The 23,504-nt window shown below is 39.6% G+C and carries 25 protein-coding genes and 1 pseudogene; 18 read left to right on the top strand and 8 right to left on the bottom strand.

The window, feature by feature from the left end; translation table 11 throughout:
• The first annotated feature begins 173 nt into the window (after positions 1 to 173).
• Genes GHI45_RS08070 through GHI45_RS08060 form a run of 3 tightly spaced genes read left to right on the top strand, consistent with a single transcriptional unit; the run spans position 174 to position 3,350 of the window.
• The gene (locus GHI45_RS08070) at positions 174 to 1,508 is read left to right on the top strand and encodes an aspartate aminotransferase family protein (protein WP_147780233.1); all 1,335 of its coding nucleotides are present in this window, start codon (positions 174 to 176) and stop codon (positions 1,506 to 1,508) included.
• Positions 1,509 to 1,530: 22 nt separating this feature from the next.
• Positions 1,531 to 2,952, top strand: coding sequence for an APC family permease (locus tag GHI45_RS08065; protein ID WP_147780232.1), 1,422 nt, complete (start codon positions 1,531 to 1,533; stop codon positions 2,950 to 2,952).
• A gap of 47 nt (positions 2,953 to 2,999) precedes the next feature.
• Positions 3,000 to 3,350 (top strand): hypothetical protein, encoded by a 351-nt coding sequence (locus tag GHI45_RS08060; protein ID WP_147780231.1) that lies wholly within the window; start codon positions 3,000 to 3,002, stop codon positions 3,348 to 3,350.
• Positions 3,351 to 3,391: 41 nt separating this feature from the next.
• Here the strand turns inward: GHI45_RS08060 and GHI45_RS08055 are convergent, their stop codons facing one another.
• Together GHI45_RS08055 and GHI45_RS08050 are read right to left on the bottom strand one after the other, a co-directional pair.
• The gene (locus GHI45_RS08055) at positions 3,392 to 3,616 is read right to left on the bottom strand and encodes a hypothetical protein (RefSeq protein WP_147780230.1); all 225 of its coding nucleotides are present in this window, start codon (positions 3,614 to 3,616) and stop codon (positions 3,392 to 3,394) included.
• Between the two features lie 21 nt (positions 3,617 to 3,637).
• Complete coding sequence (locus GHI45_RS08050) at positions 3,638 to 4,039, bottom strand: HIT family protein (protein ID WP_147780264.1); 402 nt, start codon at positions 4,037 to 4,039, stop codon at positions 3,638 to 3,640.
• 145 nt (positions 4,040 to 4,184) lie between these two features.
• Between GHI45_RS08050 and GHI45_RS08045 the strand changes: the two genes are divergently transcribed.
• Both GHI45_RS08045 and GHI45_RS08040 read left to right on the top strand, forming a co-directional pair.
• The gene (locus GHI45_RS08045) at positions 4,185 to 4,940 is read left to right on the top strand and encodes an ABC transporter ATP-binding protein (RefSeq protein WP_147780229.1); all 756 of its coding nucleotides are present in this window, start codon (positions 4,185 to 4,187) and stop codon (positions 4,938 to 4,940) included.
• Positions 4,933 to 5,949 (top strand): ABC transporter permease, encoded by a 1,017-nt coding sequence (locus GHI45_RS08040; RefSeq protein WP_147780228.1) that lies wholly within the window; start codon positions 4,933 to 4,935, stop codon positions 5,947 to 5,949. The genes GHI45_RS08045 and GHI45_RS08040 overlap by 8 nt, the downstream gene beginning before the upstream one ends.
• A 22-nt stretch (positions 5,950 to 5,971) precedes the next feature.
• On the opposite strand, the gene GHI45_RS08035 is transcribed toward GHI45_RS08040, so the two are convergent.
• Positions 5,972 to 6,451 carry a hypothetical protein gene (locus GHI45_RS08035; RefSeq protein WP_147780227.1) on the bottom strand — a complete coding sequence of 160 codons (480 nt, stop codon included), beginning with the start codon at positions 6,449 to 6,451 and terminating at the stop codon, positions 5,972 to 5,974.
• 108 nt (positions 6,452 to 6,559) lie between these two features.
• The gene (locus tag GHI45_RS08030; RefSeq protein WP_147780226.1) at positions 6,560 to 7,195 is read right to left on the bottom strand and encodes a copper homeostasis protein CutC; all 636 of its coding nucleotides are present in this window, start codon (positions 7,193 to 7,195) and stop codon (positions 6,560 to 6,562) included.
• A gap of 50 nt (positions 7,196 to 7,245) precedes the next feature.
• On the opposite strand from GHI45_RS08030, the gene GHI45_RS08025 reads away from it, so the two are divergent.
• Positions 7,246 to 8,067: a putative RNA methyltransferase gene (locus tag GHI45_RS08025; protein ID WP_147780225.1), complete on the top strand. Its 822-nt coding sequence runs from the start codon at positions 7,246 to 7,248 to the stop codon at positions 8,065 to 8,067.
• Between the two features lie 25 nt (positions 8,068 to 8,092).
• On the opposite strand, the gene GHI45_RS08020 is transcribed toward GHI45_RS08025, so the two are convergent.
• Positions 8,093 to 8,374 carry a DUF3270 family protein gene (locus GHI45_RS08020; protein WP_147780224.1) on the bottom strand — a complete coding sequence of 94 codons (282 nt, stop codon included), beginning with the start codon at positions 8,372 to 8,374 and terminating at the stop codon, positions 8,093 to 8,095.
• A 220-nt stretch (positions 8,375 to 8,594) separates the two neighbouring features.
• Here GHI45_RS08020 and GHI45_RS08015 point away from each other — a divergent pair, with 220 nt between their 5' ends.
• The 4 genes from GHI45_RS08015 (at position 8,595) to GHI45_RS08000 (ending at position 12,506) form a co-directional block, all read left to right on the top strand.
• Positions 8,595 to 9,524 carry a peptidase U32 family protein gene (locus GHI45_RS08015; RefSeq protein ID WP_147780223.1) on the top strand — a complete coding sequence of 310 codons (930 nt, stop codon included), beginning with the start codon at positions 8,595 to 8,597 and terminating at the stop codon, positions 9,522 to 9,524.
• A gap of 218 nt (positions 9,525 to 9,742) precedes the next feature.
• The gene (locus tag GHI45_RS08010) at positions 9,743 to 11,041 is read left to right on the top strand and encodes a U32 family peptidase (protein WP_147780222.1); all 1,299 of its coding nucleotides are present in this window, start codon (positions 9,743 to 9,745) and stop codon (positions 11,039 to 11,041) included.
• Between the two features lie 94 nt (positions 11,042 to 11,135).
• Complete coding sequence (locus tag GHI45_RS08005) at positions 11,136 to 11,852, top strand: adenylyltransferase/cytidyltransferase family protein (RefSeq protein WP_147780221.1); 717 nt, start codon at positions 11,136 to 11,138, stop codon at positions 11,850 to 11,852.
• 117 nt (positions 11,853 to 11,969) lie between these two features.
• The gene (locus tag GHI45_RS08000; protein WP_187230104.1) at positions 11,970 to 12,506 is read left to right on the top strand and encodes an HdeD family acid-resistance protein; all 537 of its coding nucleotides are present in this window, start codon (positions 11,970 to 11,972) and stop codon (positions 12,504 to 12,506) included.
• A gap of 11 nt (positions 12,507 to 12,517) precedes the next feature.
• Here the strand turns inward: GHI45_RS08000 and GHI45_RS07995 are convergent, their stop codons facing one another.
• Entirely contained in the window at positions 12,518 to 12,892 is a 375-nt protein-coding gene (locus GHI45_RS07995) for a MerR family transcriptional regulator (RefSeq protein WP_147780219.1), read from the bottom strand.
• A 71-nt stretch (positions 12,893 to 12,963) separates the two neighbouring features.
• On the opposite strand from GHI45_RS07995, the pseudogene GHI45_RS11430 reads away from it, so the two are divergent.
• Positions 12,964 to 13,065 (top strand): annotated as a pseudogene (locus GHI45_RS11430) (carboxymuconolactone decarboxylase family protein); the annotation flags it as partial.
• 26 nt (positions 13,066 to 13,091) lie between these two features.
• Here the strand turns inward: GHI45_RS11430 and recF are convergent.
• Positions 13,092 to 14,168, bottom strand: coding sequence for a DNA replication/repair protein RecF (gene recF, locus GHI45_RS07990; protein WP_147780218.1), 1,077 nt, complete (start codon positions 14,166 to 14,168; stop codon positions 13,092 to 13,094).
• 13 nt (positions 14,169 to 14,181) lie between these two features.
• Entirely contained in the window at positions 14,182 to 14,544 is a 363-nt protein-coding gene (locus GHI45_RS07985) for an RNA-binding S4 domain-containing protein (protein WP_147780217.1), read from the bottom strand.
• A gap of 380 nt (positions 14,545 to 14,924) precedes the next feature.
• On the opposite strand from GHI45_RS07985, the gene yfmF reads away from it, so the two are divergent.
• From yfmF to GHI45_RS07950, 7 genes are all read left to right on the top strand, one after another.
• Positions 14,925 to 16,202 (top strand): EF-P 5-aminopentanol modification-associated protein YfmF, encoded by a 1,278-nt coding sequence (gene yfmF, locus GHI45_RS07980; protein WP_147780216.1) that lies wholly within the window; start codon positions 14,925 to 14,927, stop codon positions 16,200 to 16,202.
• Positions 16,203 to 16,209: 7 nt separating this feature from the next.
• Positions 16,210 to 17,493 carry an EF-P 5-aminopentanol modification-associated protein YfmH gene (gene yfmH / locus GHI45_RS07975; RefSeq protein ID WP_147780215.1) on the top strand — a complete coding sequence of 428 codons (1,284 nt, stop codon included), beginning with the start codon at positions 16,210 to 16,212 and terminating at the stop codon, positions 17,491 to 17,493.
• Positions 17,494 to 17,570: 77 nt separating this feature from the next.
• Positions 17,571 to 18,509: a RodZ family helix-turn-helix domain-containing protein gene (locus GHI45_RS07970; RefSeq protein ID WP_147780214.1), complete on the top strand. Its 939-nt coding sequence runs from the start codon at positions 17,571 to 17,573 to the stop codon at positions 18,507 to 18,509.
• 73 nt (positions 18,510 to 18,582) lie between these two features.
• On the top strand, positions 18,583 to 19,131 hold the full coding sequence (pgsA, locus tag GHI45_RS07965; RefSeq protein WP_147780213.1) for a CDP-diacylglycerol--glycerol-3-phosphate 3-phosphatidyltransferase: 549 nt from the start codon (positions 18,583 to 18,585) through the stop codon (positions 19,129 to 19,131).
• Positions 19,132 to 19,497: 366 nt separating this feature from the next.
• Positions 19,498 to 20,790, top strand: a complete 1,293-nt coding sequence (hisS, locus tag GHI45_RS07960; protein WP_147780212.1) for a histidine--tRNA ligase — start codon at positions 19,498 to 19,500, stop codon at positions 20,788 to 20,790.
• 20 nt (positions 20,791 to 20,810) lie between these two features.
• Entirely contained in the window at positions 20,811 to 22,580 is a 1,770-nt protein-coding gene (aspS, locus tag GHI45_RS07955) for an aspartate--tRNA ligase (protein WP_147780211.1), read from the top strand.
• Complete coding sequence (locus GHI45_RS07950) at positions 22,564 to 23,493, top strand: YitT family protein (RefSeq protein ID WP_187230105.1); 930 nt, start codon at positions 22,564 to 22,566, stop codon at positions 23,491 to 23,493. The genes aspS and GHI45_RS07950 overlap by 17 nt, the downstream gene beginning before the upstream one ends.
• Positions 23,494 to 23,504: the final 11 nt, after the last annotated feature.

Genomic DNA, 23,504 nt, shown 5'->3' with positions numbered 1-23,504 from the left:
TTTCAAAAAATCTCCTCGTCAGCGCTGACAAAACTCAAAACTTCAAATGAAAGCCCTTAAGTATTCTGTATATGATTATATTATATTTATTTTCAAAAATCGTGTGAAATATTTTGACAATTCGTAAAAAAAAGAATAAACTTATGAAATGAAGTTTTGAAGAAAGGAGTAACATGAAAAGTAGTCAAGAAATTCTTGGGCGCGAAGCAGAAAGCATTCCTGTCAGTTCTCGCATCAAATATTTTGACATGGTGATTGATCACGGCAAAGGTGCTTTGCTGTACGATGTGGAGGGGAGAGCCTACATTGATTTCTTGGCAAGCGCCTCGTCAGCCAATACAGGACATTGTCATCCACGTGTGGTTAAAGCCATTCAGGAGCAGGCAGAAAAGCTGATTCACTTCACGCCGGCCTATTATGCCAATGAGGTAACGTCGTCATTGCTGACAAGGTTGGCTGATTTGGCACCTGGCGATTTTCCAAAGAAGGTCGCGGTTGGAACTTCAGGTTCTGATGCCAATGATGCCATGATCAAGTTTTCCAGAGGTTATACGGGGCGTCCCTATATCATCTGCTTTACAGGTGCTTATCACGGTTCTACTTATGGATCAATTACCTTGTCAAATGTCAGCTTGAACATGTCACGTAAGATTGGTCCATTATTGCCCAACATCGTCAAATTGCCTTTTCCAGATACGCACAAGATGTTGAAAAATGAAACGGAAGCGGAATTTGTCGAACGGCTGTGGTCGGCCTTTATGGAAGTTTTTGAAACCTGGCTTCCCGTTGAAGAAGTAGCTGGTGTGATAATTGAACCTATTCAGGGGGATGGTGGCATTATCGCTGCGCCTAAGGCTTATTTGGAAAGACTCTATGCGTTTACACGAGCGCATGGCATTGTCTTTGCGGTAGATGAAATCAATCAAGGCTTCGGCCGTTCTGGAAAAATGTGGTCAATTGATCATTTCGGGATTGAACCAGATCTGCTGACCATCGGGAAATCAGTGGCTTCAGGTATGCCATTTTCGGCATTGATTGGCCGTCAGGAAATCATGGACAGCTTGGAGGCGCCAGCACACGTTTTTACAACCGCAGGCAATCCAGTATGTGCGGCAGCAGCTCATGCCACACTTGATGTCATTGCTGACGAAAAATTGGTTGACCGTTCTTATCGGTTGGGAAAAGTCGCAGCAGCCTTTTTCGAAAAAATGCAGGCCCAATATGACTTCATTGGACAAGTCAGAATGTACGGCCTTGACGGTGGCATCGATATTGTCAATTCTGACGGAAAAGCAGACGAGCCTGCCACCACAAAAATCATTTATGAACTCTTTAAAAGGGGTGTCATCATGATTAGCCTGAGAGGAAATATCCTTCGTTTTCAGCCACCACTTGTCATTACTGACACACAGCTGAATGAAGGCTTGCAAAAAGTCCAAGAAGCTTTCGAAGCTTATAAAAATAATGAAATTGAACTACCAGACGATGGCAACAAAATCGGTTGGTAAATGAAAAATTGGAGGAACAAATATGAGTTTTACAAAACGTGCGAGTTTTGAAACCTACAGTCAAAAAGACAAAAAACTGAAGCAGACACTTGGTGTACGTGACTTCCTAGCACTTGGTGTTGGAACAATCATTTCAACATCAATCTTCACATTGCCAGGGGTTGTTGCAGCAGATTATGCTGGCCCTGCGGTTGTTTTCTCATTCTTGATTGCAGCTGTTGTTGCAGGACTTGTGGCTTTTGCTTATGCTGAAATGTCAACGGTCATGCCTTTTGCAGGTTCTGCTTATTCGTGGATTTCGGTCTTATTTGGTGAAGGATTTGGTTGGGTTGCTGGTTGGGCTTTACTAGCAGAATATTTTATTGCCGTTGCCTTTGTTGGTTCAGGTTTCTCAGCAACTTTCCAAGAATTGCTGCGTGAGCTTCACATTACATTGCCCGCAGCTCTTGCACACCCAATGGGAACTGACGGTGGGGTTGTGGATTTAATTTCTTTACTTGTCATTGTCGTATCTGCCCTCGTCGTTTGGCGAGGCGCGTCTGATGCCGGAATGGTTGGTCAAATTCTTGTTGTCTTAAAAGTAGCCGCTATTATTACCTTTATTGTTGTTGGTTTGACTGTTGTTAAAGGACAAAATTATGTGCCATTCATTCCTGCTCACAATCCTAAAACAGGATTTGGTGGCTTTTCAGGAATTCTATCAGGGGTTTCAATGATTTTCCTTGCTTATATCGGTTTTGACTCTATCGCAGCCAACGCCGCAGAAGCAAAAAATCCAAAACGTACCATGCCTATCGGAATTTTGGGATCACTCGTGATTGCCGTTGTTCTTTTCTCAGCAGTCACTCTTGTTTTGGTCGGAATGCACCCTTACTCAGAATATGCAGGCAATGCAGCACCTGTATCTTGGGCTTTGGCTGAAGCTGGTTTTGCAAAGCTTTCTGTTGTTGTCTCTGTCGTAGCTGATGCCGGAATGTTTGTAGCCCTTTTGGGAATGATTTTGGCTGGTTCACGCCTCCTTTATGCTTTTGGTCGTGACGGAATGTTGCCATCTGCACTTGGAAAATTGGACAAACGTGGTTTACCATCAAATGGTCTATTCACAGTAACAATTGTCGCCGTTGTTGTTGGGGCCTTCTTCCCATTTGCCTTCCTTGCACAGTTGATTTCTGCAGGAACGTTGGTTGCCTTTATCTTTGTTTCACTTGGTATGTTTGCACTTCGCCCACGCGAAGGAAAAGATTTGCCAGATGCAACTTACAAAATGCCATTTTATCCAGTGCTTCCAGCACTTGGTGCAATCGGTTCAGTCTTTGTATTTGAAAAATTGGACGACATGGCGAAACTGTATGCTTTCATCTGGTTCATTGTAGGAATTATCATTTACAATGTGTATGGAAGTAAAAGAGCAAATCGTGAAGAAAAAGCAACAAAAACAAAATAAATCTTGAAATCTATTGATTACTTGGGCTGAAGATGATAAAATAAGGCATGCTTATATTTCTTTGGATCTTCATGACAGCCGTTTTTGGCATTGTCTATCTCTTCCAACTCATTCATCTGAATTTGATTGGTTTAGAATTGATTGCACTCCTGATTTTATACATCAGTTTTCGTCAAAGTAAACAAAATGCTTATCGTCCGATTTGGGGAATGGACATTGTCATGGCTTTTGTCATGAGCATTCTCTATTATTCTCACCGAACTTTTACCTATATCAGTCCAAATGATACAGAAAAATTGATTTTGGTCATTATGAGTTTTGTTCTCTCCCAAATCTTTGGAATGTTTTGGGGAAGGCAATTTTATAAGCACCAACATCAACAAGAAAATAAAAAATAAACGCTGTCAGAGCTGACAGCGTTTTTTGATGACCAAATGGTTTATTTGGTCGTTTCTTTTTTTATATTTTCGAGAAGTTCATTGATTTTATCAATGCGAGGTTGTGCAGAATACTGGAATTCTTCAACCTTTTTTTGAATGGCGGCTTTGGTTTTTTCAGCTTCAATCAGCTCCGTTTGAACACGGTCAACATTTGTCTTAACTGCGTCCACATTGTCGGCTAATTCGACGACTAAATCTTTGATGTCTTTAAAAAAATCAGTCATGTTTCTCCTCCAAAAACTTCATTATTTTTGATTGATTTGGTCAGCAACGGCTTGCAAATCATAATCGTGTTCTGTAAATTTACCCACAAAACCGTCATTTTCGGCATAGCGCGGAATAAGATGCACATGCGTATGGAAAACGGATTGGCCAGCAATTTCTTCGTTATTTTGAAGGACATTCATTCCTTTAGCGTCCATGTTTTTAACGATTTTGTTGGCAATCTGTGGGATTTTAGAAAAGAGAAGGGCAGCTTCATCTGGTGACATGGCAAGCAAATTGCGACTGTGCTGCTTTGGAACTACCAAGGTGTGTCCTTTTGTCGTCTGTGTCAAGTCAAGAAAGGCAAGCACGTCATCGTCTTCATAGACTTTTGTACTTGGAATTTCACCAGCAATAATTTTGCAAAAAATACAGTTTTCCATCATTTTACCTCAATATTTCCATTTTAACTGAAAGGAGAAGAATGCAAGCAGGAAAATTAGACCTGTTGTTCCTCTGAAAAAAGCAGCTTTCTTTGTTTTCTGCTATAATTATTATAACAAATTTGTAGAAAATTGGAGAATAAGTATGACCTTGAAAATAACAAATCTTACAGGAGGTTATTTTGGCAATCCTGTCTTGAAAGATGTCAATTTTGATATTGCAGATGGTGAGTTGGTTGGACTGATTGGATTAAATGGGGCTGGTAAGTCCACGACCATTCAGGAAATCATTGGTTTGTTAACTCCTTATTCTGGTACCATCGAGCTGGACGGTTTGACTTTGCAACAGGACTTGGAAGGGTATCGCAAAAAGATTGGCTTCATTCCTGAAACACCCAGTCTATATGAAGAACTGACCTTGCGGGAACACATTGAACTTACAGCTTTAGCCTATGCTATTCCTCAAGAAATTGCGATGAAACGTGCAGAAAAATTATTGACGACTTTCCGCTTAAACGATAAATTAGACTGGTTCCCTGTTAATTTTTCAAAAGGGATGAAGCAGAAGGTCATGATTATTTGTGCTTTTTTGATTGAACCTTCCCTTTATATCATCGATGAACCATTTATGGGATTAGACCCACTTGCCATCCAAGATTTGATTGATTTGATGTTGGAAATGAAAGCTGGCGGAAGTTCTATCTTGATGAGTACGCATATCTTGTCAACGGCTGAAAAATTCTGCGATAAATTCGTCGTTTTGAACGATGGACAAGTCATTGCTGCAGGTACGATTGACGACTTACGCTCTCAATTTGGTAAGCCGGGAGCAACGCTTGATGAGATTTACCTTGGTTTGACAGGACGTGAGACTGCAAAAGTAGGTGCGTCCAATGAATAAAATCTTTAAGAAACGGCGGGCGGAGTTTCATGAGCAAAATATAAAATACCTTCGCTACGTCTTTAACGACCATTTTACCTTGTTTTTACTGATTTTGATTGGTGCATTAACGGTACAATATGCCCAATTTTTACAAAATCATTCGCTCAGTTTGCTTGAAAAATGGGCTGTGATTATCGTTTTGAGTCTTCTTGCTTTGATACCAGGACGGTTAGCGACTTTTCTTGAAGAAGCTGACAAGGTTTTCCTGTTGGTGCGCGAACAAGAGGTCAAGGGATTACTTTCAAAGGCTTTAGGACGTTCATTGATTTTACCAGCAGTCATCGCTATTGTTTTGCTTGTGATTGCAAATCCTTTGCTCGAATTGTCAGTCGTTTGGCTTTTGCTTTGGTTTATCGTATTGATGCTTTTAAAGGCCTTCCTCTTTTTCATTCAACTCAAAAAATGGCAACGGACAAATGTTCTCTCTTGGGCTGAAATGATCAAGTATGAGGAAAACCGTAAGGTTTCAATTTTACGATTTTTTGCCTTGTTTACAAATGTTAAAGGATTGAAGGCGCACAGTCATCGGCGTAAATATTTGGACTTTTTGTTGCCAAAAACACGTCGAACTTACGAATATGCATTGTCGCGTAGCTTTTTGAGATCCGGTGATTATCTAGGCTTAACGTTGAGAATTTTACTTTTGTCTCTTTTGGCTTTGATTTTCATTAAAAATGCCATTGTTGCCGTCATCTTGGTTTGTGTCTTGAATGCCCTCTTGGTTTTTCAACTACTTGCCTTGCGTGAGGCGGTTGATTATCAATTGTTCACACGGATTTATCCTGTCAATAAAGCGTCAAAGGCAACTGCAGTGCAACGCATTCTCTTTCGCGTTATCGTCATGCTGACGGTAGTGGAAGTTGTTGTTGGTGTGATTTTCATTCGTCCTGTCTATGATGTTGCTGCTATTTTACTTATCAATTTCTTATTGGCTAAGTTTTATGTGAAAAGCAGATTAAAAAAATAAGCCTAATGGCTTATTTTTTGTTTTATTCAACCACGAAACCGGTGGTTACATTGTACATGACTTTTGAGCCGTTCAATGTTCCGTGAACATCGTAACTGCCGTCCTTATCTTGTTGAACCAAATCAACTTTGAAGCCTGCGTATTTGGCTACGACTGCGGCAGTTGCTTTGTCGGCATTGGCTCCCGTGATGGTTGTGTCATTTGGATTGGCACCACGGTCTTGCATAGCACCTGAAGGTTGACCTTGACCATTGCCTTGAGGTGCTGCGTTAGTGCTTGAGTTTGCTGCATTTGATGTAGCTGAAGTAGATGAGGTAGCGGCTGCTGAAGTCGCTGCTTGTGTCGTTGCGGTAGGTGTTGCAGCATTGGCAACGAGTGTTGCGCCACCGGCCAATAAGCCGATTGAGAGTGTGCTTGCTACGAGGATTGATTTTATTGTCATAATATTTTCTTCTTTCATTTCATCAAGTATGCTTGATGTTGAAATGATTATAGAATACATGGCTTAAGTGTTTCTTGACTCAGGCTCAAGCTGGGCTTAAAGGCGAAAAATCAGTCTAAAGCCCTAGAAAATAAAAAAAACCATCGTTTGATGGCTTTTATGTGCTTATTATTTGATGATTTTTGTTCCGTGCACAAAGTTTGTTCCTGTCAGCTCTGACAAGTTTTCGTAATTGTCAAAAGTGACGCCGCCACCGATGATAATCTTGATTTTTCCTGCTGCATAAGCGACAAGAGATTGGATTTTATCGTGCGCAAGGGCTTGATCAAGTGCAGCTCCGTGCATCAAAATTTTATCAACACCAAGTTCTACTAGCTGATCAATGGCTTCGGTTTGTTGGTCAGCGGCGATGGCGTCGAAGGCCATGTGGAAAGTGACAGGAATGCCTTGTGAGGCTACCATCAATGTTTCAATGAGATCAATATCAATCGTATTTTCTGCAGTCAAGGCACCGAAAACAAGGTTCTGTGCGCCAGCCTCAACAGCTTTTAAGACATCATTTTCCATGATTTTTGCCTCGTAAGAGTTGTAAACAAAATTGCCACCGCGTGGTCGGATCATTACTGCAAGAATTGTTTTGCTGTCATTTTGCTCAATAAATTCATTGGCTTGTTGAATGACAGCATAAGAGGGTGTCGTTCCTCCAACTGCCAAATTGTCACAAAGTTCAATTCTTTCAACGCCAGCTTGGACAGCTCTTGGGATTTCTGTAAAATTTTCGACACAAAGTTCACGAATAATCATGGATTTACTTCCTTCTTTTCTTTTTACTCATTTTATTATAACATAGGGGTATGCTTAAAAAAATTGAAAAATCTGCAGGTTTTTTAAAAAATCATGAAGAAAATCTGCGTTGTCCATTGTGCCATGAGGCTTTTACGCTTTCTGGTTATGCTTTGATTTGCCAAAATCGTCATACTTTTAATATCAATAAAAAAGGCTTTGTAAACTTTTTACAACAAAAACCTGACACCGAACACTATACAAGAAAGATGTTTGACCCACGTCGTCGCTTGATTGAGGCGGGAATGTACACGTCAGTGCTGACAGAAATCGAAAAGTTTACACTCAAGGGCAGCCTACTTGACGTCGGCACTGGTGAAGGAACTTTTCTCAATCTCTTGCATTATGAGGGCGATAAATACGGCTTTGACATTGCAAAAGACGGCATTGAGATGGCAACTGAGCTTGATATCAACGGTTTTTTGAGTTTGTCAGACCTGACAAATTTGCCTTTTGCGGACGGAAGTTTTTCTACAATCTTGAACATTTTTACACCGTCAAATTATCGAGAATTCAAACGTGTCATGGCTGACAAGGCACGCGTGTTGAAAATTGTTCCTGACCAATTTTATCTGAAAGAACTGCGGGAGATTTACGGCATTCCTTTAGATTATGACAATTCGGCAGTTGTGGAACGTTTCAAACAAGAATTTGAACAGACGGAGCAAATTGAAATTCACGAGGTGTTTAATATTCCGGAAGAACTCCGTGAAGATTTCTTAGAAATGAGTCCATTGGAATGGTCAGTTTCTGAAGAAATTAAAAAAACAGCCCATCAAAATCCACCTCACACGGCGACTGTTCATGTTCAACTGTTGATTGGTCAAAAATAAAAGCCAGCAAGAATGCTGACTTTTTTTATTTCAATAAGTATTTGATGCCTTTTGAAATTCCCTTTTTACAAACAAAGAAAATCACAAGTGACAAAACGAAAGCGATTGGAACAGCTAAAATTGCCGTTACAACAGAGATAAAAGCATATGTCGTAATCGCCAACAAAACTGAAAAAAGAGCGATATTGACGAAGAATGTCAATTCAGAAACGCGTTTTTCTAAATCTGTTTTTCCTTTAAATTGTGTTTCAGAATAATCGTAGTAGGTTTGCTTCTCATAAAAATCTTTTAAATCTCTTAATTCCATGGCTTTTTTCTTAACTTTCCTATATTATGTATTTTATTATAGTATAAAAGCGAGTCGTTTACAATTCATAAAGATGTCTTGGGTTACTTTCAGGTTACTTTTGTGTAAAAAAACGAATTTGCTGAGAGATGAAATAGAAAAATAAAGATGATATAATGGTTTGCAAGATAAAAAGAGGCTTTTTTGCTCTTTTTAATCATAAAAGAAAGAAAATTTTACCATGATTAAAATTATAGCAACTGCTGAAAGTGTTGAACAAGCAAAAGCATTGATTGCTGCTGGAGTCGATAATATCACTATTGGGGACGCCGATTTTGCGTTGCATGTCCCAACCGCACTTTCTTACGAGGATATTCGTGAAATAACGCACTTGGCACACGATGCTCATAAAACTGTAACAGTCGCCGTCAATGCCCTCATGCACGTTGAAATGATGGCGCAAATCAAACCCTATCTGGACTTTTTGCAGGAAATTTCGGTTGACCAAATCTCAGTCGGTGATGCAGGCGTCGTCTTTGTCTTGCAGCGGGATGGCTACAAGTTACCTTACATTTACGATGCCTCAACCCTTGTCACCTCTGCCCGTCAGGTCAATTTTTGGGCGAGTCAAGGAGCAGTTGGTGCTGTTTTGGCACGTGAATTGCCTAAAGCAGAGCTTGAAGCATTGACCAATCATCTGGATGTGCCAGTAGAATTTTTGGTCTATGGTGCAACGGTCATTCATCATAGTAAGCGTCCACTTTTGCAAAATTATTTTAATTTCATCCAAGCTGACAGTGAAAAAGAAGGTAAAAATCGTCAGGCCAATCATTTTATTTCAGAGCCAAAACATGACGAAACACACTACAGCATTTTTGAGGACAAGCACGGCACCCATATTTTTGCCAATGATGACATCAATATGATGACTGAACTTGCAGACCTCGTCCAAATGGGCTTTACAAATTGGAAATTGGACGGTATTTTTACACGCGGCACGGACTTTGTTGCCATTGTCAAACGCTTTATCGAAGCTAAAGAACTGATTGAAGCAGGGACATTTGACATTCAGCAAGCAACGCGTCTTGACCAAGCTGTTCGAGAATTACACCCTGCAGGGCGTACTCTCTCTCACGGTTTCTATGATTTGGACCCTAAAAAGATTAAGTAAAAACTGCCTGCTTTTGCAGGCTTTTTTTGTAAATTAAAACACAATGTCAAATGTGTTTGTCACAGTAAAAATTGGGAAAAACATCACAAATCCTGTAAAATGAAGGCATAAAAAGTTTTGGTCGTTAAATTCAGTGCATGGGGATTTAATCGGAGAATCTAGACGGATTCTGGCCCTTTCAAAATACTTACTATCTTGAAAATAGAAGGAATAAGAAAATGCAAAATAATAAGACAGCTCCAGAGGTTCTTGCACCTGCTGGGACTTTAGAAAAGCTCAAAGTTGCTATCAAGTATGGGGCAGACGCTGTGTATATTGGTGGACAAGCTTATGGGTTGCGTTCGCGTGCTGGAAATTTCTCATTTGAAGAAATGGCAGAGGGCGTTGCTTTCGCAAAGGCACATGATGCAAAAGTCTATGTGGCAGCCAATATGGTAACGCATGAAGGAAATGAAGACGGTGCAGGCGAGTGGTTTAGAACCTTGCGTGACATCGGAATTTCAGCTGTCATTGTTTCAGACCCTGCCCTGATTGCGATTTGTGCTGCAGAAGCACCCGGACTTGCCATTCATTTGTCAACACAGGCTTCTGCAACCAACTATGAAACACTCGAATTTTGGCGTCAACTGGGACTGGAGCGGGTTGTTTTGGCACGAGAAGTGTCCATGGAAGAGCTGGCAGAAATCCGCCGACATACTAGCGTCGAAATCGAAGCTTTTGTTCATGGTGCCATGTGTATTTCTTATTCTGGTCGCTGTGTTTTGTCAAATTATATGAGCATGCGAGATGCCAACCGTGGCGGTTGTTCACAATCTTGCCGCTGGAAATACGACTTATACGATATGCCATTTGGACAAGAACGCAAGTCTATCAAAGGCGAAATTCCTGAAGAATTTTCTATGTCAGCAGTTGATATGAGCATGATTGACCATATTCCTGATATGATTGAAAATGGTGTGAATTCCCTCAAAATCGAAGGCCGAATGAAATCCATTCACTATGTGTCAACAGTTGCGATGACTTATAAAAAGGCAATCAATGCCTATTTGGAAAGTCCAGAAACCTTTGAAGCAGTCAAGCAAGATTTGGTTGATGAATTGTGGAAAGTAGCCCAACGTGAACTTGATACAGGTTTTTATTACGGCATTCCTGATGAAAATAAACAATTATTTGGTGCACGTCGGAAAATTCCAGAGTACAAATTTGTTGGCGAAGTTGTTGATTTTGATGCTGAGCAGATGGTGGCAACCATTCGTCAGCGCAATGTGATTACGGAAGGCGACAGCATTGAGTTTTATGGCCCAGGCTTCCGCCACGTAGAGACTACCATTAAAAATCTACGTTTGGCTGGGAATGATGAACATGTGGATCGGGCACCAAATCCAATGGAATTGTTGCATATTGATGTTCCATTTGCCGTTGAAAAGGGCGATATGATTCGCAAAAATGGAGCAGGACTCATCAATCTTTACAATGAAACAACAGGCACATCAAAAACGATTCGTGCCAATGCATAGGATAAATCTGTCGTCCTTTAGATAGGGAAGGCAGATTTTTTTTGTGCTTTGTGATTAAATAGAAGTAATAATAAAATAAGAAAAGAAGAAAAAAATGAAAAAAATTGGCGTATATTTTGGCACATTTGCCCCAATGCACAAGGGACACTTGCAACAAGTTTATCAAGCAGCTTTTGAAAACGATGAACTATTGCTTGTCGTATCAGGATATGACAGTGATCGTGGGTCAAAGATTGGCTTGGGGTTGGAGAAGCGTTTGTCCGCGCTGACCGCTTATTTCTCAGATGAATCTCATATTCATGTTAGAAAATTAGACGAAAATGATTTGCCAGCCATGCCTAACGGCTGGAATGAATGGACACATCGCTTGTTGTCATTACTGACAGAGCTTGCGACTGATGAGGTTTTTCAGGCGACATTTTATGTTGGAGAAGCAGAATATTTGGTTGAACTTGAGAAACGCTTTCCGACTGATCAAAATACTTATCTGACTAAAATTGCTGACCGAAGTAACATTCCAATTTCGGCAACAGAAATCCGCAGTCAGCCTCACAAATATTGGGATGCTATTTTGCCGACTTATCAGTCTTATTTTCAGGAGTCTATCAAAATCAATACCACCAATGCAGCACTCATGCGCCGCTTGAACAAATCTTTTGCAAGAGTCGGACTTTCTTTTGCCAGTAGTGACCAGACAGGAGGAGATGGCGTTTTGCAACTGAAACACCTCAGCCCGTTAGCTGACTACTATGAAGCGATTGATTGGCTTAATGCGCATTACCAACTTCAATTTCTCCGTTTAAAAAAATAGCTTGTCAGTGATGACAGGTTTTTTTATGGACTTCTTTAAAATAAAGCTCGGTTACTGCTAAAAGATATGTTATACTATAGATACAAAATAGTCATTTTGGAGAAAGGAAGTAACATTATGTTGACAGAAGAATTTTTAAATAAAATTAAACAAATCACGGGACTAAGTGGTATCGTGATGGTGCTGTTGGGACTGCTGATTGTCTTTTTCCCAGGACGTACCGCATTGATGGCCGCTGCTTTGGTTGGTTGTGGCTTTATCGTGAGTGGACTTTTCCACATTTATTCAATTTTTAGTTTGAAAAATGAAAAAGGGACAATTAAAGCACTCTATCTCCTTTTGGGAATCCTTTATCTTATCGTCGGATTTTTTGCTTTGGTAAATTTATTTGCAGCAACGGCCTCGCTTTTCATGATTATTGGCTTGATTGTCGGCTTCACATGGTTGACAGAAGGATTTATTCAGTTGATGTCAGCAAGCCAGTTTGAGTCGAAATCTTGGATTATCTTTTCAGCTTTAATCTCGATTGTTGCAGGAATTATTTTCCTGATGTCTCCTCTGATGAGCGCGGTTGTGCTATGGAACTTCTTGGGATGGACTTTCCTTCTTTTCGGAGCTTTCAAGTTAGTTCAGTATTTTGGAAATAAAATATAAAAAAGAAAACCTCAGTCCGACTGAGGTTTTTGTAATGCTTCATAATAATTGTGCTTTTTTTGCAAAATGAAATCCAAATGGCCGTTTAGTTCAGCAATTTGGGCACGTAAAATGCGCTCTTGCTCAACCAAAATCGAAATCCGTTGGATAATGGTGCGGTCTCCTTGGTCACGTAGGGCAGAATATTCCTGTATCTTGGAAAGTGTCATGCCAGTTGCTTTGGCACGTTTGATAAATTGCACCCAATCCAAATCTTTTTCTGTGTATTCGCGATGTTGACTAGACGGATTTCGAGAAGGCTTCAGTAAGCCTAAGCTTTCATAATAGCGCAAAGTCGAAATTGAAAAGCCAGTTTGTGCTGCAAATTCAGATATTTTGATGTTCATTTTTCCTTGACCTCGAGTGTACTTTAAGTTGTAAGATGATTATATCAAAAGAAAGATTAAAAATAGATTAAGAAGAAATCGTAGAATGTTTTATCCATTGTCTTTCTTATGTCGGATTTCCAAAAGTTCTAAATGCAATCTCTGTTTTAAAGAGGGTAGTAGCCGATTTGTAGCTGTCAGTGCTGACAAAAAAAGCAGATTAGTCTGCTTTTTTTATTTTTCCTTGTTCGACATTGAAAATACTCAGATTATCAGGCATATTCTTGAGATGGTCGAGCGTTGTAGTCGTCATAAAAGTTTGAGTTTTTCCAAGACTGGTCTTGATCAAATCTAACTGTCGGCTGTTATCCAGCTCACTCATGACATCATCAAGAAGTAAAATTGGATACTCCCCAGTCTCCTCAAAAATCAAATCAATTTCCGCTAGTTTAATGGATAATGCTACGGTACGTTGCTGGCCTTGACTTCCAAAGTCGGCCACGTTCATGCCGTTGATGATAAACTGCAAATCATCTCGGTGTGGGCCGATACTGGTTTGGTGACGGAAAATATCTAAAGAATGGCGCTCTGTCAGCTCTGATAAAAAATCTTGTTTGACATGCCGTTGATAAATAATTTGTAATTCTTCCTGGTCGTGTGTTAGCTGGGCATGCACTTTTTTTGCAAAGTCATTCAATTTTGCAATGAATTTTTCCCGTTCATCCATCATTTTATTGCCATGATTGACCAACTGCTCGTCTAAAACAGCGAGGAAATTTTTGTCAATTTTGTCAGTATCGAATTTGAGATAAGCATTTCGCTCTTTCAAAGCACGATTGTAACTGCTGCTTTCGTAAAGATAGACGGGACGGATTTGTCCCAATTCCATGTCCATAAAACGACGTCTGACAGTAGGCGCACCTTTAATTAACTCTAAATTCTCAGGGGCGAACATGATCAAGTTAAGCTTGCCGATATAATCCGCCAGTCGATTTTCTTTCAGGTGGTTGGCTTTGGCAATCCGTCCTTTTGTGGACAAGATGACTTCGAGTGGTACAGTGCCACCATTTTTTTCGACCAGTCCAGCCACTTTCATTTCATTTTGTTGCCAACGAATGAGTTCTTTATCGTGATTGGTACGATGCGAACGTGTCAGAGCAAGGAAATAAATGGCCTCAAGAATATTGGTTTTGCCTTGCGCATTTTGACCTAAAAAAATGTTGAGTTGTGGGTGGAAGTCAAGCGAAAGTTGCTCGTAATTTCTAAAATTAGTTAATTGAAGTTCTTTTAATTTCATTCAGATGGCCAAATCAATGGCGTCCAGGGAATTTTGGTCGGCTCTTTTTAGCAGGTTTCGCTACTTTGTTTTCAGCATTCATTTGTTTAACAAGTGCTTTAACACGAGCTTCCTCGGCTTTGTCTTCTTCGTGTTGAGCGATTTCGTCAGCAGAAGCAGCCACAAATTGGACAGAAACACCGAAAACAGGGATTTCTAAAAGATCACCTGCACGTAATTTTTTTCCGCGTCGATTTTCGGGTTGGTGGTTGTAGAAAATTTCACCATCATTGGCAGCCAAAAAGAGCTTTGCTTGACCGCCAGTAGCAATCAAACCAAGTTCCTTGAGGGCTTGCCCCAGAGTGATAAATTCTTCGTATAAAGTATAATTTTTCATAATCCAATTTTAACATAAAAATTAGAGAAAGGTACACGAATTTTTCATATATTTTGGTATAATAGGACTTACTACCAAAGTAGCATTAAAAATGGCGTACTATGTCTTTAAGACGATATAAGGACACCTCTAATACTGTTTAACTTCTAAAATTATCATTTAGAAGTTAAAGTTTGCGTGAACGCAAACCGCTTCTTGCGCTTAAAAGATTTGTCCGTTTGCTTAGTTGCTAAAGCAACAAGAGCAAAAGGCTCGCGCAAGGCAGTATATTTGCAGTTAATCTACTAAAAGTTAGCACTTTTAGAGGTTAACTAGTATAAAAATGTCTTTCGATCAGTAATTATTTAACGATAGCTCACCTATGAAAGTGAAATGAAAATTTGACAACTCACAAATTTGCTGAAGGCTTAACACTTCATGTCATCAAAGAAACAAAATTTAAAACTGTAAAAATCATTGTTCGTTTTCGTGAACGGTTGACGGAAACTCATTTGGGAAAACGTGTTTTGATTTCCAATATGTTGGAAACAACAAATCAAGTTTATCAAACAGGAACCGCGTTTTCAAGACAACTTTCCGAAATGTATGGCGCTTCATTTACCACTGGAGTCGCCAAAAAAGGCAATCAGCACTTATTGACCATCAATATGAATGTGGTCAATCCAAAGTTTGTTGATACAGATACGGTCAGTCAAGCGATTGATTTTATCAAGACGGCCTTATTTCAACCAGATGTCAGTGCTGACGGCTTCAATCCAGAAGTTTTCAAGCGTGAACAGACCAATCTCATTCATTATTTGGAATCCATGAATGACGATCGCTCGTATTTTGCCAGTCGTAAATTGGCAAGCCTTTTTTTCACAGATGAAGCGCAGGCACTTCCAAGTATTTCAACAGTTGATTTGCTCAAGGATGAAACGCCAGAAGCGGTCTATGCCTACTATAATGAAATGCTCAAAACCAATGCCATTGATATTTTCGTACTTGGTGATGTTGATGAAGAAGCAATTTGTGCAGCTTTTGAAACATTCCCACTTGAAGGACGCAAAATTTCAAGCGATGTGATTTACCAGCAAAAACAGATAGAAGAACCCGTAGAAATAACAGAAGAAAAAGAAGTGGCACAATCCATTTTGCAACTTGCCTTTTATCTTCCAGTGACTTATGGAGATAAGGATTATCTGGCTTTGCAGGTCATGAACGGCTTATTTGGTGGTTTCTCACATTCAAAACTTTTTGCGAATGTGCGTGAAAAGGAAAGTTTGGCCTATTCGATTTCGTCAACTTTTGATTCCTTTTCAGGTTTCTTTAAAATTGCCGCAGGGATTGATGCTCAAAATTACGAAAAAGCAAAAGCGCTTATATTTGAACAGCTTGAAGCAATGAAAACGGGCGATTTTACAGAAGAAGCAATCGCGCAAACCAAAACCATGCTACGCAATACCTACTTAATTGGTCAAGATTCAGCATCAAATAATGTCGAATTGGCCTATGTTAAGGCACTGCTACCAACACGTTACATGACACAAGAGCAATTTTTGACTGGACTTGAAGCAGTAACGAAGGCAGATATTGAAGCCCTTGCACAAGAAATCATCTACCAGGTACAATACTTTATGAAAGGCAGTAGCCTTCAACTTGAAGCACAAGAAGACTAAGAGAAAAATGAAAGAACACAAGTATATTAAAGCTGGTGAAACACTTTACGAATCTATTTTAGACAATGGACTAAAAGTCTATTATTTACCAAAAACGGATTATAACAGAACTTACGGCTTATTCACGACCAATTTTGGGTCATTAGATACCAGTTTTATTGCCAGAGGCGAGAGCCAAATGTCCACTTTTCCAGAAGGTATTGCTCACTTTTTAGAGCATAAACTTTTTGAAAAAGAAGACGGAGATGTCATGTATAAATTCGGTGCTTTAGGCGCACAGACCAATGCATTTACAAGTTTTTCAAAGACCTCTTACCTTTTTTCTACACGAGAAAACAGCTATTCCTGTGTCGAATTATTGCTTGATTTTGTACAAATTCCTTATTTTACAAAAGAAAATGTTGAAAAAGAGCAAGGAATTATTCAGCAAGAAATTCAGATGTATCAAGACGATAGCGATTGGCGCTTATTTGCAGGTTTATTGGCAAACATGTATCCTGATACACCGCTGGCGGCAGATATCGCAGGGACTCCTGAAACCATCAATGCCATCACAACAGAAGAACTTTATCGGAATTATGAAACCTTTTACCATCCATCAAACATGAGTTTGTTTTTGACTGGCCCATTTGATGTTGAAAAAATGGACGCTTTTGTAAAAGCAAATCAAAGCAAAAAGACATTTGCTAAAAATGAAGCCATCAAACGAGCAGTAGTTCCAGTGACGCAACCCAAAGTCGATGAAACCATTGAGCTTGAAGTAGCGATGCCAAAAATGGCTCTAGGTCTGCGTGGAGACGACGCACTTCCTGAAGATTCGAAAGCATTGATGACTTACAAAGTCGCAATTCATCTCTTGCTTGATTTGATTTTTGGTCGGACAAGTAATAGATTTGAAGCATTGTACAATGAAGGAATGATTGACGATTCATTTGGTTTTAGTTTTGATTTGGACAAGCGTTTTCATTTCGTTACTATAACTGCTGATACAAAAAATCCAAAAAAACTGAGTCAAGCTTTGCAAGAAGCGATAAAAAGTTATAAAATAGATAATGATTTCAACGAGGAGCATCTTGATTTGCTCAAAAAAGAAATGTTGGGCGAATACTACAGCTCGCTTAATTCATTGGAATATATGGCCAATCAATTTTCAAGCGAATGTTATGGCGATTATAATTTCTTTGATCTTCCTGAAATCATTGCGAGTTTAAATTTAGAGACAATTAGCCAAGCCGCCGATCAATTTATCGGGCAGATGAAAATTGTCGAATATACCGTTTTACCAAAATAAAAATACGCAAGAAGCGTAAAAACTGAACAGTAATAATAAAAAATCGATGGGTAGTATCAATATGAAAGGGGGCCGCGGTGTCAATTAAAACAATTGGACGGGTCTTAAAAGAAAGACGAACTGAGCTTGGTCTAGGATTATCAGAAGCAGAAGCATTTACAAAAATTCAGAAATTATATATCGTAGCACTAGAAACAGATGACTATAAAGCATTGCCAGGAGAATTTTATGTGAAAGCATATCTCAAGCAATACTCAGAAAAATTAGGTTTAAATACAGACAAAATTCTTGAAGCTTATGAGGAAGGAAACGGCATCACCGTTGAGGATAAGGACGATATTCAGGAGACATATCGTTTTGTAAAACCAAGCGATCGGGTGGAACCAGAAGAGGAAGAAGGGCCAAAAGATTGGCATTATTATCTTCCAATCATTGCCCTATCCGGAGCTGCCGTAGCCATTATCGCGGCTGTCATGTTGGCTGTCATTTTGAATAATCCAGAAACGCCAAATTTTACGAGTTCTGATTATACTTATTCGACCTCAACCAGTAAAAAGGCATCAAGCACACAAAGTTCAAGTTCGACAAGTGCTTCCTCTACAACTTCTTCAAGTTCAGCAGCTGCTGAAAAAATGGATGTTACAGCAACAGGTGGTTCAATGAACATCACCTTGTCTAACGTGACAGGTGCTGTTAAAGTTGTCTTTACTGATAAAACAAATGCCAGCGTTTGGACATTGGTGCGTAACTCAGACATGAGCACAGCAGGTGTGACAGTCAATGGACAAAATCCAACCGTTACAGCAACCTTGACGACTGGAGGAACACAATCAACCATTACATTGGGAAATCGAAGCAATATCGGCATGACCATCAACGGTCAAGAAGTTGATTTGACCAAGTTTACAAATACCAATGGCCCATATAATATTTACCTGACAGTTGTTGCTGCGACAGCAACAACTGCAACAAGTAGTAGTTCATCAGTTGCTTCAACAACGACAGCAAGCAGTTGATTTATTCTAGCTAAAAGTTTTTGAATGAGTAGTTATTAAAAGAGTAATTTTATAAAAGAAAAGGAAAAGTAAAATGAAACAGAAAATCCCCAATCAGTTGACAATGGCACGAATCTTCTTGATTCCAATCTTCTTAATCGTACTTTATTTGCCACAAGGTGAAAAAATTGGGCAGACGTCCGTTTCATGGATTGTTGCTGCGATTATTTTTGCAGTTGCTTCATTTACAGACTGGCTTGATGGCTATTTGGCACGGAAATGGCACGTGGTTTCAAACTTCGGTAAGTTTGCAGATCCACTGGCCGACAAAATGTTGACCATGGTTGCTTTCATCATGCTTGTCACACTTAATTTGGCTCCAGCTTGGGTTGTAGCAATCATTGTCTGTCGTGAACTTGCCGTGACAGGCCTTCGTCTGCTCTTGGTTGAACAAGGTGGTACAGTGCTTGCAGCAGCTATGCCTGGTAAAATCAAGACCTTCACACAAATGTTGTCAATCATTTTCCTTTTGATTGGAGATCCAATTTATATTGGGACAATCTTGCTTTACATTTGTTTGATTTTCACGATTTATTCAGGATATGATTATTTCAAGAATGCAAAAGTGAAATGGGAATTCTAATCCTAAGCAATAAATTGAACAAAAAACAGCTTAAAATCTTGCAATTTGCGAGAGAAGGGCTGTTTTTTCTTTTTGTCAGAGCTGACAGAAATAAAGATGACAATAAAATACGAAATTGTAAGATTCTCTCTTGATTTAATCGAAAATTTGCGTTAGAATAGTAAGTATAGAGAGCGAATGTTGGTGAAAATTCGTACAAAGTATCGTGACATAAATCGGTGGCCCCGTTATAGCCTCAAAGGCTCTGAATTCAGAGTGAAATTAGGTGGTACAGCGTATTTTTCGCCCTAAGGCTTTTAGCTTTAGGGTGGTTTTTTTTTGAAACAATCCACAGATACTTTGGCGTCCCAACAGAAAGGAAACGCAATGAAATTACAAAAACCAAAAGGAACGGCAGATATTTTGCCACAAGATTCTGCTAAATGGCAATATCTTGAAGAAATTGCTCGTGCAGTTTTTAATGATTATAACTTCAAAGAAATTCGGACACCAATGTTTGAAAGCTATGAGCTTTTCAGCCGTGCAACAGGTGAAACAAGTGATATCGTAACGAAAGAAATGTACGACTTCGAAGATAAAGGAGGCCGTCACATTGCCCTTCGTCCTGAAGGAACTGCATCAGCTGTCAGAGCTTACGTTGAAAATAAACTTTATGCACCAGAAGTTTTGAAACCTGTCAAAATGTGGTATAACGCATCAATGTTCCGTTACGAACGCCCACAATCTGGCCGTTTACGTGAATTCCATCAATTTGGTGTCGAATGTCTTGGGGTGAAAAATCCAGCTGTTGATGTAGAAATTATTGCCATGGCGGATGCTTATTTCCGTCAACTTGGGGTTTCTGGAATTTCACTTCATATCAATACTTTGGGAGACATGGAAAGTCGTAAGGCTTATCGTGAAGCTTTGATTGCTTACTTGCTTCCATTTGAAGCAGAACTTTCAGAAGACAGCCGTCGTCGCTTGCATGAAAATCCATTGCGTGTCTTGGACTCAAAAGAACCAGAAGACATCAAAGTGGTTGAAAATGCGCCTTCTATTTTGGATTATTTGAATGAAGCGTCAGAAAAATACTTTGACGATGTGAAAAACTTGTTGAACGCCTTAAATATTGATTATGTCATTGACAAGAATATGGTGCGTGGCTTGGATTATTACAATGACACGATTTTCGAATTCATTGTAACTGTTGACAGAAAAGAATTGACTGTTTGTGGTGGCGGACGTTACGACAGCCTGGTTGAATACTTTGATGGTCCTGTCACACCTGCTTTCGGCTTCGGACTTGGTGTTGAACGCTTGCTTATGGTTGCTCAAGCACAAGAAATTGATTTCATGGAAGATGAAAGCATGGATGTCTATGTTGCAGTGATGGGAGATGCAGCCAATGTTGAAGCAACAAAATTGGTTGAAAGTCTTCGTGCTCAAGCCTTTAAAGTTGAACGCGACTTTTCAAATCGTAAATTGACAGCACAATTCAAGACTGCAGAAAAATTGAACGCAGAAGTGATTATCACACTCGGAGATAACGAAGTCAAAACAGGAAACGTATCGATTAAACACAACAAGACACGTAAAGAAGTGAAGACAACTTTAGATGCGATTTATGACTCATTTGCTCCTACATTCGAAGAACTGTATGTTGAAGAAGAATTTTAATTAAGGAAAAAGAGAAAAAAATGAAACGAACAAATTACGCAGGAAATATTACAGAAGAATACTTGGGACAAACCGTAACGGTCAAAGGTTGGGTTTCTAAACGTCGTGACAAGGGTGGACTTGTTTTCATTGATTTGCGTGACCGTGAAGGCATTCTTCAAATCGTTGTCAATCAAGAAACTGCTTCAGCAGAAGTCGTTGAAACTTCAAAAGCCATTCGTTCTGAATATGTAGTTGAAATTACTGGTAAAGTCATTGAACGGGCCAGCAAAAACGACAAAATCAAAACGGGTGGTGTCGAAATCGAAGCAACATCAATCGAAGTTTTAGCAACATCTAAAACAACACCATTTGAAATCAAGGATGATGCTGAAGTTTCTGATGACACAAGAATGAAGTACCGTTATCTTGACCTTCGTCGTCCAGAAATGCTTAAAAATATCCGTTTGCGCCATGCAACGACACATGCCATTCGTCAATACATGGACGAAAATGGCTTCATTGATGTTGAAACACCATTCTTGAACAAATCAACTCCAGAAGGTGCGCGTGACTATCTTGTGCCATCTCGCGTCAACAAGGGTGAATTTTATGCACTTCCTCAATCTCCACAACTGATGAAACAACTTTTGATGACTGCTGGTCTCGACCGCTATTATCAAATCGTTAAATGTTTCCGTGATGAAGATTTACGTGGCGACCGTCAACCTGAATTTACGCAAGTCGATTTGGAAACATCATTCTTATCTGAAGAAGAAATTCAAGATTTGACAGAAGGATTGATTGCTAAAGTCATGAAAGACGTCAAAGGCATTGATGTAACGTTGCCTTTCCCACGTATGAAATATGATGATGCCATGAATTTTTACGGTTCTGACAAACCTGATACACGTTATGACATGCTCCTCCAAGACTTGTCAGATCTGACAAAAACATCAGGCTTCAAAGTCTTTGAAGATGCACCAGTTGTCAAAGCATTCGTTGCAAAAAATGCGGCATCAAATTATTCACGTAAAGCCATTGACAAATTAACCGAACAAGCCAAGCAAAATGGTGCTAAAGGGCTTGCTTGGATGAAGTTTGAAAAAGGCGAATTAACTGGCGGCGTTTCTAAGTTCCTAACTAGTATTGCGTCAGAGCTGACAGAAGCTTTAAGTCTTGAAGAAAATGACTTGATTTTGTTTGTTGCGGACAGCTTGAATGTTGCCAACAATGCACTTGGTGCATTGCGTCAAACATTGGCACGCGAACTTGATTTGATTGACAGTAACAAATTTAATTTCCTTTGGGTTATTGACTGGCCTTTGTTCGAATGGTCTGAAGAAGAAGGACGTTATATGTCTGCCCATCATCCATTCACATTGCCAACACTTGAAACACGTGAATTCTTGAGCGCTGATGGTAGCTTTGAAGCTTCAGATCTACAAAAAGTTCGTGCGCACGCTTACGACATTGTCTTAAATGGCTACGAACTTGGTGGCGGATCACTCCGTATCAACACACGCCAACTTCAAGAAACGATGCTTGAAGCGCTTGGCTTTACACTTGAAGCAGCAAATGAACAATTTGGCTTCTTGCTTGAAGCACTTGATTTTGGTTTCCCACCACATGGGGGCTTAGCAATCGGTCTTGACCGTTTCGTCATGTTATTAGCAGGAAAAGATAATATTCGTGAAGTCATTGCCTTCCCTAAAAACAATAAGGCAACTGATCCAATGACACAAGCACCATCTAGCGTTGCTGATAAACAGCTAGAAGAATTGAGTATTAGACTTGCAGACAAAAATTAACAGATTTCTTGGAAAAATCTTAGACCGTTTTGGACTCTATCATCTTTTGAAGTCCATCGGTGCAGAAAAACTGGCCAATAAATTTTCAGCTTCAATCGTTTATGCCGTTTTTTCTAGTTTCGCCTTGAACTTTTTCTATCAGCCTGGACACGTTTATGCGTCAGGTGCGACAGGACTTGCTCAAGTGTTATCAGCTTTGATCACACGTTTGGTCGGGCATGATGTGCTTCCGATTTCCGTGACATTGATTTTGGTCAATGTTCCCTTGATTATCTTGGCTTGGCGTGGAATAGGAAAACAATTTACCATTTACACTTTAGTAACCATTTTGATGAGTTCACTCTTTATCCACTTTATTCCAGTGACGACTTTGACCAATGAACCGGTCATCAATGCTGTTTTTGGTGGTGCTATTATGGGATTTGGTGTTGGTAATGCAATGAAATCAGGAATTTCGTCAGGTGGGACAGATATTATCAGTCTTTATATGCGAAAGAAAAACGGGCGTTCCGTAGGAACCTTGAGTTTCGTTGTGAATGGCATTATCGTTTTCATTGCTGGTGCCTTGTTTGGCTGGGAATACATGCTGTATTCAATCATTGCAATCTTCGTTAATTCTCGTGTGCAAGATGCCATCTTTACACGTCAAAAACGCGTTCAAGTCATGATTGTGACACAACATCCAGACTTGCTGGTTGAAAAATTATTTTCAACATTTAATCATGGCGTGACCATTGTCAATAACACAGAAGGTGGTTATACTCACCAGAAACAAACCGTTTTACTCTCTGTTATTACCATGTACGAATATCCAGATTTTAAAAAAATCATCGCTCAAAATGACCCACACGCTTTTGTTTCGATTTCAGAAAACGTGCGTGTTCTTGGAAAATTTGCAGAAATTGATGACTAATTTTATCCAAT

The sequence above is a fragment of the Lactococcus sp. dk101 genome, from assembly GCF_009601055.1.
Taxonomy (GTDB): domain Bacteria; phylum Bacillota; class Bacilli; order Lactobacillales; family Streptococcaceae; genus Lactococcus.
Note: the sequence above shows the minus strand (reverse complement) of the source record. Positions and strands in the feature narration are given on the sequence as shown.